Source organism: Clostridium manihotivorum (assembly GCF_004015185.1).
GTDB classification, from domain to species: Bacteria; Bacillota; Clostridia; order Clostridiales; family Clostridiaceae; genus Clostridium_AR; species Clostridium_AR manihotivorum.
Genome location: NZ_CP025746.1, coordinates 5,636,907 through 5,652,636, shown reverse-complemented (window position 1 = coordinate 5,652,636; position 15,730 = coordinate 5,636,907). Strand labels below are relative to the sequence as shown.

At 31.9% G+C, this 15,730-nt stretch carries 9 protein-coding genes and 1 other annotated feature; of the genes, 8 read left to right on the top strand and 1 reads right to left on the bottom strand.

Going from position 1 to position 15,730, the window contains the following annotated elements:
* Positions 1 to 140: 140 nt before the first annotated feature.
* The gene (locus C1I91_RS25115) at positions 141 to 1,583 is read left to right on the top strand and encodes a sensor histidine kinase (protein ID WP_128215367.1); all 1,443 of its coding nucleotides are present in this window, start codon (positions 141 to 143) and stop codon (positions 1,581 to 1,583) included.
* Positions 1,584 to 1,692: 109 nt separating this feature from the next.
* On the opposite strand, the gene leuS is transcribed toward C1I91_RS25115, so the two are convergent.
* Positions 1,693 to 4,143 carry a leucine--tRNA ligase gene (leuS, locus tag C1I91_RS25110; RefSeq protein ID WP_128215366.1) on the bottom strand — a complete coding sequence of 817 codons (2,451 nt, stop codon included), beginning with the start codon at positions 4,141 to 4,143 and terminating at the stop codon, positions 1,693 to 1,695.
* Between the two features lie 155 nt (positions 4,144 to 4,298).
* Positions 4,299 to 4,516 (bottom strand) — a binding site (T-box leader).
* Positions 4,517 to 4,925: 409 nt separating this feature from the next.
* On the opposite strand from leuS, the gene C1I91_RS25105 reads away from it, so the two are divergent.
* From C1I91_RS25105 to C1I91_RS25075, 7 genes are all read left to right on the top strand, one after another.
* Complete coding sequence (locus tag C1I91_RS25105; protein ID WP_238475892.1) at positions 4,926 to 6,653, top strand: methyl-accepting chemotaxis protein; 1,728 nt, start codon at positions 4,926 to 4,928, stop codon at positions 6,651 to 6,653.
* Positions 6,654 to 6,969: 316 nt separating this feature from the next.
* Entirely contained in the window at positions 6,970 to 8,019 is a 1,050-nt protein-coding gene (locus C1I91_RS25100) for an LCP family protein (RefSeq protein WP_128215365.1), read from the top strand.
* Between the two features lie 350 nt (positions 8,020 to 8,369).
* Entirely contained in the window at positions 8,370 to 9,848 is a 1,479-nt protein-coding gene (locus C1I91_RS25095) for an ArnT family glycosyltransferase (protein WP_128215364.1), read from the top strand.
* 331 nt (positions 9,849 to 10,179) lie between these two features.
* Positions 10,180 to 11,154, top strand: coding sequence for an ABC transporter permease (locus C1I91_RS25090; protein ID WP_128215363.1), 975 nt, complete (start codon positions 10,180 to 10,182; stop codon positions 11,152 to 11,154).
* An 11-nt stretch (positions 11,155 to 11,165) separates the two neighbouring features.
* A complete protein-coding gene (locus C1I91_RS25085; protein WP_205694255.1) occupies positions 11,166 to 12,062 on the top strand; it encodes a carbohydrate ABC transporter permease in 897 nt (298 codons plus the stop codon).
* Positions 12,063 to 12,158: 96 nt separating this feature from the next.
* On the top strand, positions 12,159 to 13,802 hold the full coding sequence (locus C1I91_RS25080; protein ID WP_128215362.1) for a type 2 periplasmic-binding domain-containing protein: 1,644 nt from the start codon (positions 12,159 to 12,161) through the stop codon (positions 13,800 to 13,802).
* A gap of 109 nt (positions 13,803 to 13,911) precedes the next feature.
* Entirely contained in the window at positions 13,912 to 15,720 is a 1,809-nt protein-coding gene (locus C1I91_RS25075) for a sensor histidine kinase (RefSeq protein WP_164880656.1), read from the top strand.
* Positions 15,721 to 15,730 lie beyond the last annotated feature (10 nt).

Below are 15,730 nucleotides of genomic sequence, written 5' to 3'. Positions count from 1 at the left end.
ACTGTTTTGAAATTAGCTAAAATAGATGGTCAAAAAATGAAATATTATATTTTATACACAATTATGTAATTTTTTTAAGTATTATGTTATAATTTGAAAGTATTAAAATTTTATTGTTTTATCATAGTAAAGGATGAAGTATGGGAAGTTTGAATTATTTTATTATAATTATTGTATTATATGCTATTTTTGCCATGATATTCATGGTTTATAACATCATAGAGCCTAAAAAATATTTGGGGTATATATCTCTAAGTCATATTATAGGGATTTTAACTACGGTGTCTACTTTATTTAGTGAAGTTTATGGAAATAGTTTGGCTAAAGGATTAGCTGTTTTTTTCTTTTTTTCCTGCCATTTTGTTATTTATGTAGGAATACTTGAGTTTTCAAAGAAAGCTATAAAGAAAAAATATATAACCATTATGACGATAGTTATGCTTATGGATGTGTTTTTTACATATAATTGCAGTTCATTAAGTAGCTTTATACATAAGGTATTTTTGATGTCAATATACATATACATAGGTACAAAATTCATGAAGTATAAGAACATAGTAAGTAGAAGAGCTTTTGGACTAGTTGCTATAAGTCTTTCAAGCTTGCAAATTATTTATTATATAATAAATATATTCGTCGATATAAGTAGGTTTAAAATAGATTTGGTAGCCTACGTGGTGCAAAGCTTTATATTATCCTTGCTTCTTATAGCTATTTCTATAGAGGAATCTAAAAAGCACATGAATACAGAGCTTATGGAATTAAGAAGTCAGGTTGAGCATAAGGATATTATGTTAGAAGAAGCTTATGAGGTAGATAAGATAAAAAATGAATTTATAGTTAATATATCACATGAGCTTAGAACTCCTATAAATGTCCTATATAGCAGTTTGCAGTTAATTGAATACACTGACCTTAATGAGAATGAAGAGACTGTTAGAAGCTATCTGTCTAGCATGAAGGTAAACATTAGAAGGCTTATAAAGCTTGTAAATAACTTCATATATATAAGTGCAATAGATACAGGTTATATGAAGTTGAATATAAGAAGTTATGACATTGTTGAATTTATTGAGTCACTAACATTATCTACTCTGGATACAGCTCATGAAAAGGAAATACAATTAATATTTGATACGGATTTTGAAGAAAAAATGGTAGCTTTTGATAGTGAAAAAATAGAAAGAATAATGCTTAATTTATTATCTAATGCATTTAAGTATACAAAAGCTGGTGGTAATATTGAAGTAGCTTTATCCCAGGAAGAAAAGTATATTGTTATAAGTGTAAAGGACGATGGAGAAGGCATTCCAGAGGATATGCAAGATAAAGTCTTTGATAGGTTTACAAGAGTTTCTAGCACCCTTGTAAGAGAAAACGAAGGTAGTGGAATAGGGCTATCTTTAGTAAAAGAGCTTGTAGAAATGCACAATGGAAAAATTGTATTGGAAAGTAAAGTTAATGAAGGAAGTACTTTTAAGGTATATTTACCAGATAATAAAGAGATGGATTTAGGTATTGACTCCATGAAGAATCTTATAGATAGTGAAAGTAAAGAGATAGAGTTCTCAGATTTATTTTAGCAGTAAAAAACACACTGAATTGATTTAGTCAGTGTGTTTTTTTACTGTGTAATAAATTATAAAACTTTTTGATCTAAACCTAGTAACTTCAATGATCTAGATCAGCTATTTACTTTACTACTATATTAACTAAACGTCCCTTTATTACTATAACCTTAACCACAGTCTTTCCTTCAGTAGCATTTTTTATTGCTTCATCTTCTAAGGAAGCTGCTTTTATTTGCTCATCATTGTAGTCGCTTGGAATAACTATTTTAGATTTTATCTTACCATTAATCTGAATAGCTATTTCAACTTCATCTTTTATAAGGGCCTTTGGATCAAATACTGGCCATGCTTCATTAAATACTGAGAAGTTGTTGCCAAGTAGTGCCCAATTTTCTTCTACAAAGTGAGGTGCAAATGGAGCAAGTAATTTCAAATAGTCATCTAATACAGACTTAAGGAAAGTAGGGTTTATCTCACTTTCTTGAGTATATTTAGATAAAGCATTTATAAACTCCATCATTCTAGCTATAGCTGTATTGAATTGCATTTTTTCAGTGTCATCTGATACGGCTTTTATTGAGTTGTGTCTCCAATAGTTAAGCTCTTTTTCTGCCTTATCTATAGAAGCTTTTTTGTTGCTTTCGGAGTCTATCAATTCTCTAGAGGTTTCTATGATTCTTTCTATTCTTTCAACAAATCTATGAACTGACTTTATTCCATCATCACTCCAAGCTCCACCCTCTGTATATGCAAAGCCAAACATTAGGTACATTCTAAATACATCTGCACCATATTTGGATATATAATCATCTGGAGAGATCGTATTTCCTTTTGATTTACTCATTTTAAGTCCGTCTGTTCCAAGTATTAGACCTTGGTGAGTTAAAGATTTAAATGGTTCATCAAAGTTTACATACCCCATATCTCTAAGAGCTTTTGTGATAAATCTTGCATATAGTAGATGCATACAAGCATGCTCTGGACCACCTACATATTTATCTACTGGAAGAATCTTATTGATTGTGTCTGTATCAAAAGGTTTTTCACTATTTTTGTTATCTGGGTATCTCAAGTAATACCAAGAAGAGCATATAAAGGTATCAAGAGTATCTGCTTCTCTTTTTGCTGGGCCTCCACAACAAGGGCAAGTAGTGTTTATAAATTCGTCGCTTTTTGCCAGTGGTGATTTTCCGTCAGGAGTAAACTCAACATTATAAGGAAGTTCTACTGGTAGATCCTTTTCTGGAACTGGCACAGTTCCACATTTTTCACAATATACTATTGGAATAGGAGTTCCCCAGTATCTTTGTCTTGATACTAGCCAGTCTCTAAGTCTGAAGTTTACTTTTTGTTCTCCAACTCCATCCTTTGCTAGTTTTTCAACTATCTTAATTTTAGCTTCTTCAGTTGTTAGACCATCAAACTCTCCACTATTTACTAGAACACCGTATTCTGTATATGGAAGCTCAGAGCCTTCACCATTTTTTGAATTTATTACTCTTTCAATAGGAAGGTTGTATTTAGTTGCAAAAGTATAATCTCTATCATCATGAGCAGGAACCGCCATTACTGCACCTGTACCATAAGTTGCAAGTACATAGTCTCCAACCCAGATTGGAACTTCTCTGTTGTTTATAGGATTTATAGCGTAAGAGCCAGTAAATACACCGGTTTTTTCTCTTGTTATTGATTGTCTTTCTATATCAGACTGCTTTTTAGCTTCTTCTTTGTAGCTTTCAACAGCGGATTTAGATTCTTCTTTAGTTAGCTCATCAACTAGTGGGTTTTCAGGAGCCAAGACAACATAAGTTACTCCATTAAGAGTATCTACTCTTGTTGTGAAAACATCAAACTTAATATCTGAATCTTTAACTTTGAAAGTAACCTCTGCTCCAGTTGATTTTCCTATCCAATGCTTTTGCATAGACACTGTCTTTTCAGGCCAGTCAAGAGTATCAAGTTTTTCTAATAACTCATCAGCATAATCTGTTATCTTTAAGAACCATTGAGTTAGATCTTTTTTTGTAACTTCAGTTCCACATCTTTCACAGGAACCATCAACTACCTGCTCATTTGCAAGAACTGTGTTACAAGAAGGACACCAGTTTACAGGAGCTTTTTTTCTGTAGGCCAAGCCTTTTTCATATAGTTTTAAGAATAACCATTGAGACCATTTGTAGTAATCAGGAGAACAGGTTACCACTTCGTTATCCCAGTTGAACATAGCCCCCATAGCTTTTAACTGCTCTTCCATAGTTTCTATATTTTTATAGGTAGAATCCTTAGGATGGATTCCAGTTTTTATAGCGTAATTTTCAGCAGGAAGACCGAAGGCATCAAATCCCATTGGCTGAAATACATTGAAGCCTTGCATTTTCTTAAATCTAGCCCATGAGTCTACTGGAGCATAGTTAAACCAGTGTCCTGCATGAAGCTGGCTTCCTGATGGATATGAAAACATTTCAAGCACATAAAGCTTTTTATCTAAATTATCCTTGTCAAATTTGTATAGTTTTGTTTCTTCCCATTTCTTTTGCCACTTTTTATCTATGGCTGTACTGTACTTTCCCATTACTTTTCCTCCCTTAAAGCACTAAGATTTTAAATAATTCTTAGTGAAATATTATATAAGTTACTAAAGAATAAAAAATTGCTGAGGCCATCTTCTTTAGTGAATTTTTTTGTGCAGCTGCCTTTTCAAAAGAATAAAAAAACCCTTCGTCTATGAAAAGAGACGAAGGGTATAGTTCGCGGTACCACTCTTATTAGAGCAATATATATCTAAATATTTACTGCTCTCACTTAATATTATAACGGAAAAACCGTACCTGATTTTCTTCAGGTATGCTCCATGTCGAGTTCATATCACTACATCGCTGCGTTTCACCAACCCGCAGCTCTCTGAAGATGCATTTAATACTACTACTACATTTCACAGCTTTAATATATTTATTTATACGATATTATACAGTTTTGCAGCTATTAAGTCAACAATCATAATTTATTGTATTCATATATATCTAATAATAGCCTATTATTTACGGTTGTATACAAATCACATATATTTCACACAATTGTTCGATATTAATCTGAAAATTTATATATATAATAAATTCAAGCAGGAAACAAAAAGCAATATTAAATTATATATGCTGATATATCTTCCCCCTTTTGATTTTATCAGCATATATAATGAAATAGCTGATTACATTGAATTAAATTGCTTAAGTTAAGAAATTGTTTTATTTTACGATATATAAAGATGTATCACTTTAATACGAAAATATAAATTTTAGCATGAAGTGTTACATAATGTGAAATTAATTAAAAAAGTCATCAAGGAGTGTGGGCAGGTTGAAAATTTTAAACAGACTGAAATTAGGTCAAAAAATGATGGTACTTACTATTAGCTTTTTATTCTTTATTGCAGTAATAGGTGGAGCTTCTATAATGAAGTTGTCAGATTTAAACTCGAAGATAATTGAGCTTAACGATGAAAGACTTACTCCTATAATAGAATTAGAGAATTTAAAGACAGATGTGGATGCAATAAGATATGATGCTAATTCTCTTAGAGATGAAACTGATGGAAGTGCAATTACTACAACAAAAGCAAATATAGAAAAGCTTCAGACTTCTGTTAGTAAAGCTTTAGAGAAATATAGTTCAGATGCTGATTTTAAAACATTGATAGCAGATTACAAAACCTTTATTGAGGACAAGGATGCCTTTATAACTGAGAATGAAACACAAGCAAGTGCTAGGGCTTTAGGAGAGCAAGGAAATAAGATGACAGGGCCTCCAGCAGCTATGACAAACTTTGAATCAATAAGAGAAATCTTAGTTAAAGATTTTGATAAAATAATAGATAAGCATGCAACAGAGGCAAAAACTACATATGAAAGCAGTAAGGTAGTTTATCAAAATACAAGGACAATACTAATTGTAATAATAGGGGCTTCTGCTTTAATAAGTATTATCTTATCTATAGTTATAATAAGAGCAGTAACGGTTCCTGTAAGAAGGGTTACTTCAAAGCTTAAGGATATAAATGAAAGTAATGGTGATTTAACTCAAAGAATCAACTATGCTAGTAAAGATGAGATTGGGGACTTGAGTAAGAACTTCGATTTATTCATGGACAAGCTTCAAGGAATAATAAAAGATGTTGCTGTATCAGCAGATACTATTTCAACCTCTAGTGATCAGTTAAATGTAGCTACAACTACCTCAACTGAAAGTCTTGAGGAGATATCAAGGACAGTTATGGAAATATCGTCTTCAACTGCAGATGGTGCGGCTGCAGCAGAAGAAACAACAGCTAGTCTAATAGAAGCTGCAAGTTTCTCAGAGGCTACATCTACTGCAAGTAAAAATACTACTAATAACAGTAGAAAAGCAAAGGAAGCAGCTGAAGATGGAGAGAATAAGGTAAACGAGATAGTGTCTTCTATAACAGAAATTGCTAAGTCTTCTAAGGAAGTTTCATCTATAATAAATGATTTAGATAACTCATCAAAGAAGATAGGAGACATAATAAAGATAATAACTTCTATATCAGAGCAGACAAATCTTCTTGCATTGAATGCAGCAATCGAAGCAGCAAGAGCTGGAGAAGCAGGAAAAGGCTTTAATGTTGTTTCTGATGAAATAAGAAAGCTAGCAGATGAAAGTAACAATGCAGCTAGAGAGATAGCAGAGCTAGTAAAGGATAACCAAGTGAAATCCGCATCCGCGGTAGAATCAGTAAGCCAAGTTGAAAGCAAGGTTGCTCTTGGAGTAGCTAAGGCTACGGAAGTTAGCGAAACAATACAAAACATAATAGATAATATACAAAGTATTGCAACTGAAATAGAGCAGATAGACAACGCTAATGAACAACAGGCGAGAAGTACTAAAGAAATAGAAAAAGCAATAGGAAATTTAGCTGCTACTTCAAACGATATAGCTGGCAGAACAGAAAACATGAGTGCAAGTATAGAAGAGCAGCTAAGTGCTATGTCTGAAATAGAAAGAACTACAGATGAATTGTTTGAGATGTCTAAAAAGCTAAAAGAAATAACTTCAGGCTTTAGAGTATAGAAATTACATAGTGTACATATAAAAATAATGTGGCCTGCCGAATTTTCGTAATATAAATTCGAAAAGGTAGATAGATAAAAAAATCTCACTGAAATAGGTAGCTTCAGTGAGATTTTTTTGCAGTTTTTTCTTAAGCACTTAACTTCAATAATATTATTAAGTCTATTTAAAATAAAAGTTTATAAAGTGTCATAATTTTATAGATTTTCGCACAATGTAATAAATATGATACATAAATGTAATTATTGTAGAGTGTATTCATTATTTACTTGTGATATAATTAATTGACATTTTAATACAAGAGGAGAAAAGTATTATGGGGAAGCATGATAAGAAAAATGTGAAGAGTGAGAAAAAGGGTGGTAGTAAGAAAAAGCGTATATTAATAGTTTTAACAATAATTATTGTTGTACTTGGTCTTATTGTAGGGGTTCCATATTATATGTTTAGTAGTCAGTTTTCTAAAGTTAAAGTGAGTACTTTGCCAAAAGATATAGGGATAGATGAAAATATATATAATGAAAAAAATAAAAAGATCCAAGAAGACTATGTTAATATTCTACTTTTAGGAGTAGACGCAAGAGATCCTAATGAAAGTTCTCGTTCTGATTCTATGATGATTGCCACAATAGATAAAAAGCATAATAAAATAAAATTAGCATCACTAATGAGAGACATGATTGTAAATACAACTGGTCATGGACCTATGGAAGGTTTAAATCAAGATAGATTGAATCATACCTATCAATATGGCGGTGCAGCTCTTACCTTAAAGACTATAAATGAGAACTTCAAAATGAATATCAAGGACTTTGTGGAAGTAGACTTCTTTGGACTTGAGAAGATTATAGATAAAATAGGCGGTGTGGAGATTAATGTATCTGCAGCAGAGTTGCCTTATGTAAACTCATACCAAAATGAGGTTGCAAAGATAGAGAAGGTGAAGCCTGTACTACTTACAAAACCAGGTGTGCAAGTATTAAGTGGTAAACAAGCAGTAGGTTATGCCAGAATAAGATATGTAGGAGATATGGATTTCCAAAGAACAGAGAGACAAAGGACTGTTTTAACAAAGGTTTTTGAAAAAATGTCTAAGATGAATATATTAGAATTAAATAATGCCATAGGAGAAATGTTGCCAGATGTCAATACGAGTTTAGATAAAGGTGATATATTAGGTTTAGCTAAAGATATATTAATGAATAAAATGAGTAAGATTGACCAATTAAGACTTCCTATAGATGGCCATAATGGCACAATATATGTAAGAAATACATATTTCTTAGGGTGGGATAAAGAACCTAACTTAGAAGCACTACATAAATTTATATATGAAGAGGATTATGATCCTAATTCTATAAAGTAAAAAATAAAGAGTATATATAGAAAAATCACTAATTAATCTGTAATTAGTGATTTTCTTGCGTTCTAGAGTATTGTATTGAAATTAAGTGGCTAATCATCCAATGATTGCGCTAGTAGCTAGCGCATATAGTTTCTGCTGTATAACCACTTAATTTCAATAATAATATCTAAATATATCACTCTTAGTAAATATAGGTTTAGAGGTAATTATATTATAATGGTGAAAATTAAACTTTTTGTGTAGCAAAGCATCAATCTATGGTAATAATCTATATATAGTAATAACTATAATTATAGTAATGAAATCAGCTAAAGCTAGGTGATGGCATATATACTGTGGAGAGTGATAGCATGAGCATCAAACAGGGTAGTAATTTCTATGAAAACAGGCTCAAGAGGTTTTTATATAAATATTATTATATACTTATAATGATGGTATTTGCAGTTATCCTTATTAATCTATTTTATAAAATAGGTAGTGAACCTATAAATGATTGGGATGAGGCTAGGCATGGCATAAATGCCTATGAGATGATAAAAAATAGTAATTATATCGTTAATACCTATAATTATCAAAATGATTATTATAATTTAAAGCCACCTCTAAGCTACTGGGCCATTATTATTGGGTTTAAAATACTTGGTTACAATCTAGTAGGACTTAGATTTATGTCAGTGTTAAGTGCGCTAAGCACCATATTTTTGGTAACAATATTTACTTATAAAAGATTTGGCAGAATAGCATCCTTAATATCATCAGGGGTTATGGCTACATCTGTACAGTTTTTCAGATCCCATTGTGCTAGGTCAGCTGATGCTGATTCCTTATATGTTCTGCTTTTTACCATAGCAGTAATTGGCTGCATATATGCCTACTATAGGCTTGAGTTTATTTATATATCAGGCTTATCCTTTTCTTTTGCATTTTTAGATAAAAGCTGGCATTCAATTGCTATAGTAGGCGTAGTGGGTTGTTATTTACTTGTAACAAAGCTAATAACAAAGATTAACTTAAAACAATGGCTCATATTCTTTTTATGCAGTTTTGCGCCTATATTTTTATGGATATTTTTTAGAGTACGGTATGATGGATATAGGTTCATTAAAGAAATGATAAATTATGATTTGCTCTCCAGAACTAGTACCGCCTTAGAAGGGCATATAGGGCCATGGAATTATTATTTAGAGCTGCTATGCAATAACTATATACTGTATATTGCGGTTATTTTCATTCTTATATTTATTTTGATAGCTTCAAGAGGAATGCTTTCCAGCTTAAGGTCCAACTTTGCTGAGTATATTGGAGTTATTCTTTGGGGGCTTGTGCCGTTAATAATGTTTTCTATAGCTAAGACAAAACTAAGTTGGTATATAGTAAGTATCTATCCTCCTTTAGCTATATTGTTAGGTGCTCTTGCCGAAGAAAGTATTAGTGCTTTTAAAAAAAGTATTATACCTATAATATTGACAGTTGCTATCATATGTACTGGTGGAATTTATGAGTATAAGCTTTTAAGCATCCTGAAGAATTCTCCTAGAGATATATTAGAGGAATATATTAAAGATTCTAAAATATCTATAAAAGATTATGATGTATATATATATACGCCTCTCCAATACGGTGGAGCGGATTGGAATCAAAGAAATATTTTAGCTTTAGAAATGTATAAGGATGGAAGAGCTGAAAATGGTGGAGTGAAAGCATTCTTAAAATCAAAAAAATCCAGCGTTATACTACTGAATAATAATGATGAGGCTAGGAAGATAATTAAAGAAAATAAGCTTAAGATTTTGGATTCAGATGAAAATATTATTACTGCATATAGATAGGGAAATCTAGATGTTCTACAGGTAAGATATTTTGCATGACCACTTGATTTTAATGATATTAATAAATATATGCTAGATTTAATAAATTGCAAATAAAAATGGAGCTGTTTTGACAGCTCCATTTTGAGCTATTATATGTAAAATTTCCTGTTAATAAAGACCTTTAGAACCTTATAAGGCTTTTAAAATAGATTTCAGATTGAAGTTATATCTTTAAATAAGAAAAAAGATACCAAAAAAATGACACCAAAAACAAAAAACAATCACTTATGTAAACGTTAAAATAAATGTAGAATAATACTTGTAAACGGTGCAGTAAGGGGGAGAAACAATGCAAGAACCAGGAGTAGCAGTAGCAATAAATAAATCCAAAAATAACACACCATTTAGAAAAAAAACTGATAGGTTAAAACTAAAGTTTAAGAACCAAAAGCAGCTTCAAGTTATGGCATGGCTTGGAGTTATATGGATGATTATATTTTCTTACATACCTATGTATGGGTTAGTAATTGCCTTCAAAAAATACAGTATAATAAAACCTATTTCAGAGGCTCCATGGGTAGGACTTCAGTATTTCAAAGAATTTTTAGCAGATGATAACTTTATGAATGTAATGAAAAATACAGTGGGGATAAGTTTATTTAAGCTGTTAGTATGCTTCCCGCTTCCAATAATCTTTGCATTACTACTTAATGAGCTTACCTCAGTAAAGTTTAAAAAATTTGTACAAACTATATCTTATCTGCCACATTTCCTGTCATGGGTAATTCTTGGTGGTATAATGATGAATTGGCTTTCAGATGTTGGAGTAATAAATACTATATTAAAGGATTTACACATAATAAAAGAACCTATAAGCTATCTAGCTGAGCCAAAGTATTTTTGGCAGATATCAGTAGTATCAGAGTTGTGGAAAGAAATAGGCTGGTCGGCCATAATATATCTTGCAGCTATAGCAGGAGTAGATCCAGAACTATACGAAGCCGCTACCACCGATGGGGCTGGAAGACTTAGAAAGATGTTTAGTATAACTTTGCCTTGCATAAAACCAACAATCGCACTTCTCTTTATACTTGCAGTTAGTGGACTTCTAAATGCAAACTTTGACCAAATAATGGTATTAAAGAACCAATTAAATGCTAGTGCTAGTGATGTTTTAGATGTATATGTATATAGAATGGGTCTGCAACAGGCTAGATTCTCTTATGCAACAGCAGTTGGATTATTTAAATCTGTAATAGCATTTATATTGCTTTGGAGTGCTAATTTTGCAAGTAAAAAGTTAAATGATACATCATTATTCTAGGAGGTGTAGATATGAAGATAAATTTTTTAAAACGTAGAACTAAAAGTGAAGCTATATTTGATACTGTAAATATAATAATTATGCTTGTAATATGCTTTATAACTATATATCCGATTTGGTATACCATAGTTAATTCATTTAATGAGGGACAAGATGCTATGCGAGGTGGAATCTATTGGTGGCCAAGAAAGTTTACCTTGCAGAACTATGTAGCTGTTTTTAGCAACTCGGGAATAGTAAAAGCCTTAGGTGTTACAGTAGCTAAAACCGTCATTGGAACAGTAGTCCATGTGTTCTTTACTGCTATGGTTGCTTATGCTTTATCAAAGAAGGATTTGATAGGAAGAAATATATATACTACATTAGGTCTTATAACCTTATTCTTTAGCGGTGGATTGATACCACTATATTTACTTATAAAAAGCTTAGGTCTATTAGATAACTTTTTAGTATATATAATACCTGCAGCTTTTAGCTTTTACGACTTACTTATATTTAAATCGTTCTTCAGTCAGATTCCTGCTTCTTTAGAGGAAGCGGCAAGAATAGATGGTGCCAGTGATTTTAAGATATTTGTAAGAGTAGTAATACCTCTATCACTGCCTGTAATTGCAACAATAGCTCTATTTCATGGGGTTTATCAATGGAATGACTACTTCACAGGTATGATATATATAAACAAAAATGACTTACAGCCAATACAGACATATCTATATAAGGTGGTAGCTCAGGCCGGTGCTAATTCTGTAAGTGCAAATATGCCTGGTGCAGTAGGTGCAACAACGGTAACTCAACAAACTATAAAACTAGCAACTATGGTAGTGACTACCTTCCCAATAGTTTGTGTTTATCCATTTCTTCAAAAATATTTTGTAAAAGGAATGCTTTTAGGCTCAGTAAAGGGTTAGCAATTTCTGATTAAATACAACTAAAATTATTTGTAAGCTCTAAATCCTATAATCAGAAATTTATATAAATTTTATAAATATATGGGGGGAATATGTATGGTCAAGAAGAAAATTTGTAAAGCTTTAGCCATTGGGTTAACCGCAGTAATGAGCATAGCTCTATTTACTGGTTGTGGTGACAAAAAGACAGATAAGGCTGATGATGCTAATAAGTTAACAGCAGATCAGCCAGGTTGGAAAGAAGATACATCGCCTGTAACTCTAGATTGGTATATGAACTTTTCTTGGTTTGCAAAAAAATGGCAGGATGATGCTGTATCAAAGTATGTTACTAAGAAAACAGGTGTTAGCATAAACTTTATAACACCAGCTGGAAATGAAACTGAAAAGGTTAATACTATGATAGCATCAGGTAAACTTCCAGATATGTTGACTTTAGACTGTAATGACTCAGCGGCTGCAATAAAAACTATGATTGAAGGCGGTCTAGTATCACCTTTAGATGAGTTAGCTAAAAAATATGATTTATATTTTACCAAAGTTGCAAATCCACAGAAGCTAGCTTGGTATAAGCAAGATGACGGACATGTATATGAGTATCCAAATGCATCCTCATCTTTAGATGACTTCGATAAATACAAAGAAAAGAAACCATCTAACCAGACTTTCTTAGTAAGGAAAGATATGTATGAAGCACTGGGAAAACCAGATATGACAACTCCAGAGGGCTTCCTTAATGCATTAAAAGCTGCTAAAGAGAAATTTGGAACTGTTAATGGACAGCCTCTAATCCCAATAGGCTTACATGAATTTAATGATACAGGAAATTATTCTTTAGATGCATATATTCAAAACTTCTTAGCTATACCTATGGAGAAGGATGGAAAATTATATGACAGACAAACCGATCCAGAGTATGTGACTTGGCTTAAGACTTTCAGAAAAGCTAATGAAATGGGACTTTTGTCAAAGGATATATTTGTAGATAAAAGAGCTCAAATGGAAGAAAAGATCAATCAAGGTAGATATTTTGCTATGTTATATCAGAGATCAGATATGGCTACACAGCAGTTAAACTTATATAAGAAGGACCCTAACTCAATATATATAGCTGTAGATGGTCCAGAAAATTCAAAGAAAGAAGCTCCTAAACTTGCAGGAGACAGCTTGGCAGGATGGACAGTAACTCTTATTTCAAAGGATTGTAAAGATCCTAAGAGAGCTATAAGATTCTTAAGTTATTTAATAAGTGAAGAAGGAAATAAAGATTTATTCCTAGGTGAAAAAGGTGTTACTTATGACACTATAGATGGTAAAGATCAATTTAAACCAGAGGTTCTTGACCTATTGAACACTGATAGAACTGCCTTTGATAAGAAATATGGTGCATCTTATACTTATTGGATGCTTATGGATACAAACTTACAACTTCAATGGACACCACCATCAACAGCACCAATTAAGGCGATGGAAGACTGGACAAAAGGTAAAACTGTAAGTTATGCGGTGTATGACAATACCAAGCCAACAGGAGATAATGCTGAAGGAATAGCTAACACAAAGATAGAACAGCTCTTCGGTGCTACACTTCCTAAGTTACTAATGGCTAAATCAGATTCTGAGTTTGACAGTATGTTCGCTGATTTTAAGAAGAAGAGAGACGAAGCTGGTTTTGACAAGGTAATGACTTACAAGCAAAAACAATATGAAAACAACAAGAAAAAGTTAGGCATTAAATAATTATAATAAGGTGTTGGTTCAAATTTAGGTTTGGACCGACACCTTACAGACCTTTTTATGGAAATATTGTGGTATAATTAAGATGAAAACCTTTAAATGGGGGTGCCAGATGATAAAAAGACTTTTAGTTAAATTTAACGATATGACCCTAGTGAGGAAGTTTCTCATCTCATATGTCACAATAATTGCCATACCTATAGTAGTTTTTGCTACGGTTTCTTTTCGAACCATTCAAGATAGAAATCTTCAAGATATAGTAAGACAAAACCAGTATAGGCTAGAGGCAGAATACGAAAACATGGCTAGAAACATGGATATAATGGGTAACATTGCTCAAATAGTGATAAGTAATAAAGAAATGCTTGGGTTTATAGCCAGTGACCGTGAATACACTACTGAGGAGCTTGTAAAATTTAATAGTACAACCTATAAAGAGATTTTAAATCTGCAAAATAATAATGCAACAGTTAAAGGTATAAATATATTTACTGACAATGACAATGTAAATGAGATATGGCCTTTGATTTATAGAGAAAATAGAATAAAGGATGATCCATGGTATGAAAAAACTCTAGAAAACAAAAATAGGGTTTACTGGGATATAAATCACTATGATAACGATATTAATAAGGCGGTGACTAGTACCGATGGAAATCCAGACCTGGTGGTCTCCTTAAACAGAGAGTTAAAGTACCCAGAAAATAATCATATAGGCATTATTAGAGTAAATATGCTTTCAAAGAGTTTTTTTCCAAAGATGTTTGAAAATCCAAAGGATGATAGCAATGAGATTTTATTAGTAAATAAAAGTGGAAAGATTTACGGTAATAACGATAATGCTTTTGAGCAGAATACTAACTTCAATAAAAACAAGTTTTTTAAGATTTTTCAAGATAAGATTGAAGGAACAAGTGGCATAATATCCTTTAATGAGGGGTTTAGTACTTACAAAGCAGTATATAAAGAGGCTCCTTTAGACGGTAGCTATATTGTAAGCATAATAGCTCTAGATAAGGTAAATGGTAGTATAAAATATACTAGGAATCTAGTAGTATTTGGAGTCATATTATTAATAGGTATACTTTCTTTAATAATATACTATATAACCAATATAATACTAAGAAGACTTTATATAATAATTAAGTCCTTAAAGAGGGTACGTGGTGGAGATTTAAATGTGGATATACCTGTGTATAGCAATGATGAGATAGGACTTTTAGCTCATCATTTTAGGCAGTTAGTAAATAAGATAAATGTTTTGATACAAGATAGTATAAATAAAAAGACAATAACAAAAGAGGCAGAGTTAAAGGCTTTAAAAAATCAGCTAGATGCACACTTTTTATACAATACTTTAGAGAATATAAGGATGATGGCTGAGATTGAAGAGAATTATACTGTATCTGATTCCTTGGCTAGTCTTGGAGAAATGATGAGATACAATATGAAGTGGGAACGTGATTATGTTCCTTTGTTTGAAGAGATAAACCATATTAAAAATTACATTGCTCTCATGGCAATAAGGTTTGATCATAATATAAATCTAAAAATTAATATAGATGAGAAGCTAATGGACAAGGAGGTTTTAAAGTTATCCCTGCAGCCATTAGTTGAAAATTCAGTGAAGCACGGACTTATTAACAAGCTTAGAAAAGAAGATGGCAGTATAGTTATTGAAGGCAAAGAAGATGAGGAGTTTACTTATATAACTATTGTTGATAATGGTTGTGGCATAGATGAAAAATCACTTGAAGAACTAAAAAGTTTCTTAGATAGCAGCGAAGAAAATAAGAAACATGGACTAGGTATGAAGAACGTTTATGAAAGAATTAAGATATATTATGGGCCATGTTATGGAATAGATATTGAAAGTAGAAAGAACTGTTTTACTAAGATAATACTAAAATTACCAAGATAAGGTGGCGAGG

What these genes read in the sequence shown, in the direction of transcription:
- C1I91_RS25115 (WP_128215367.1), top strand. Translation starts at nt 141, where the DNA reads ATGGGAAGTTTGAATTATTTTATTATAATTATTGTATTATATGCTATT.
- leuS (WP_128215366.1), bottom strand. Translation starts at nt 4,143, where the DNA reads ATGGGAAAGTACAGTACAGCCATAGATAAAAAGTGGCAAAAGAAATGG.
- C1I91_RS25100 (WP_128215365.1), top strand. Translation starts at nt 6,970, where the DNA reads ATGGGGAAGCATGATAAGAAAAATGTGAAGAGTGAGAAAAAGGGTGGT.
- C1I91_RS25095 (WP_128215364.1), top strand. Translation starts at nt 8,370, where the DNA reads ATGAGCATCAAACAGGGTAGTAATTTCTATGAAAACAGGCTCAAGAGG.
- C1I91_RS25090 (WP_128215363.1), top strand. Translation starts at nt 10,180, where the DNA reads ATGCAAGAACCAGGAGTAGCAGTAGCAATAAATAAATCCAAAAATAAC.
- C1I91_RS25085 (WP_205694255.1), top strand. Translation starts at nt 11,166, where the DNA reads ATGAAGATAAATTTTTTAAAACGTAGAACTAAAAGTGAAGCTATATTT.
- C1I91_RS25080 (WP_128215362.1), top strand. Translation starts at nt 12,159, where the DNA reads ATGGTCAAGAAGAAAATTTGTAAAGCTTTAGCCATTGGGTTAACCGCA.
- C1I91_RS25075 (WP_164880656.1), top strand. Translation starts at nt 13,912, where the DNA reads ATGATAAAAAGACTTTTAGTTAAATTTAACGATATGACCCTAGTGAGG.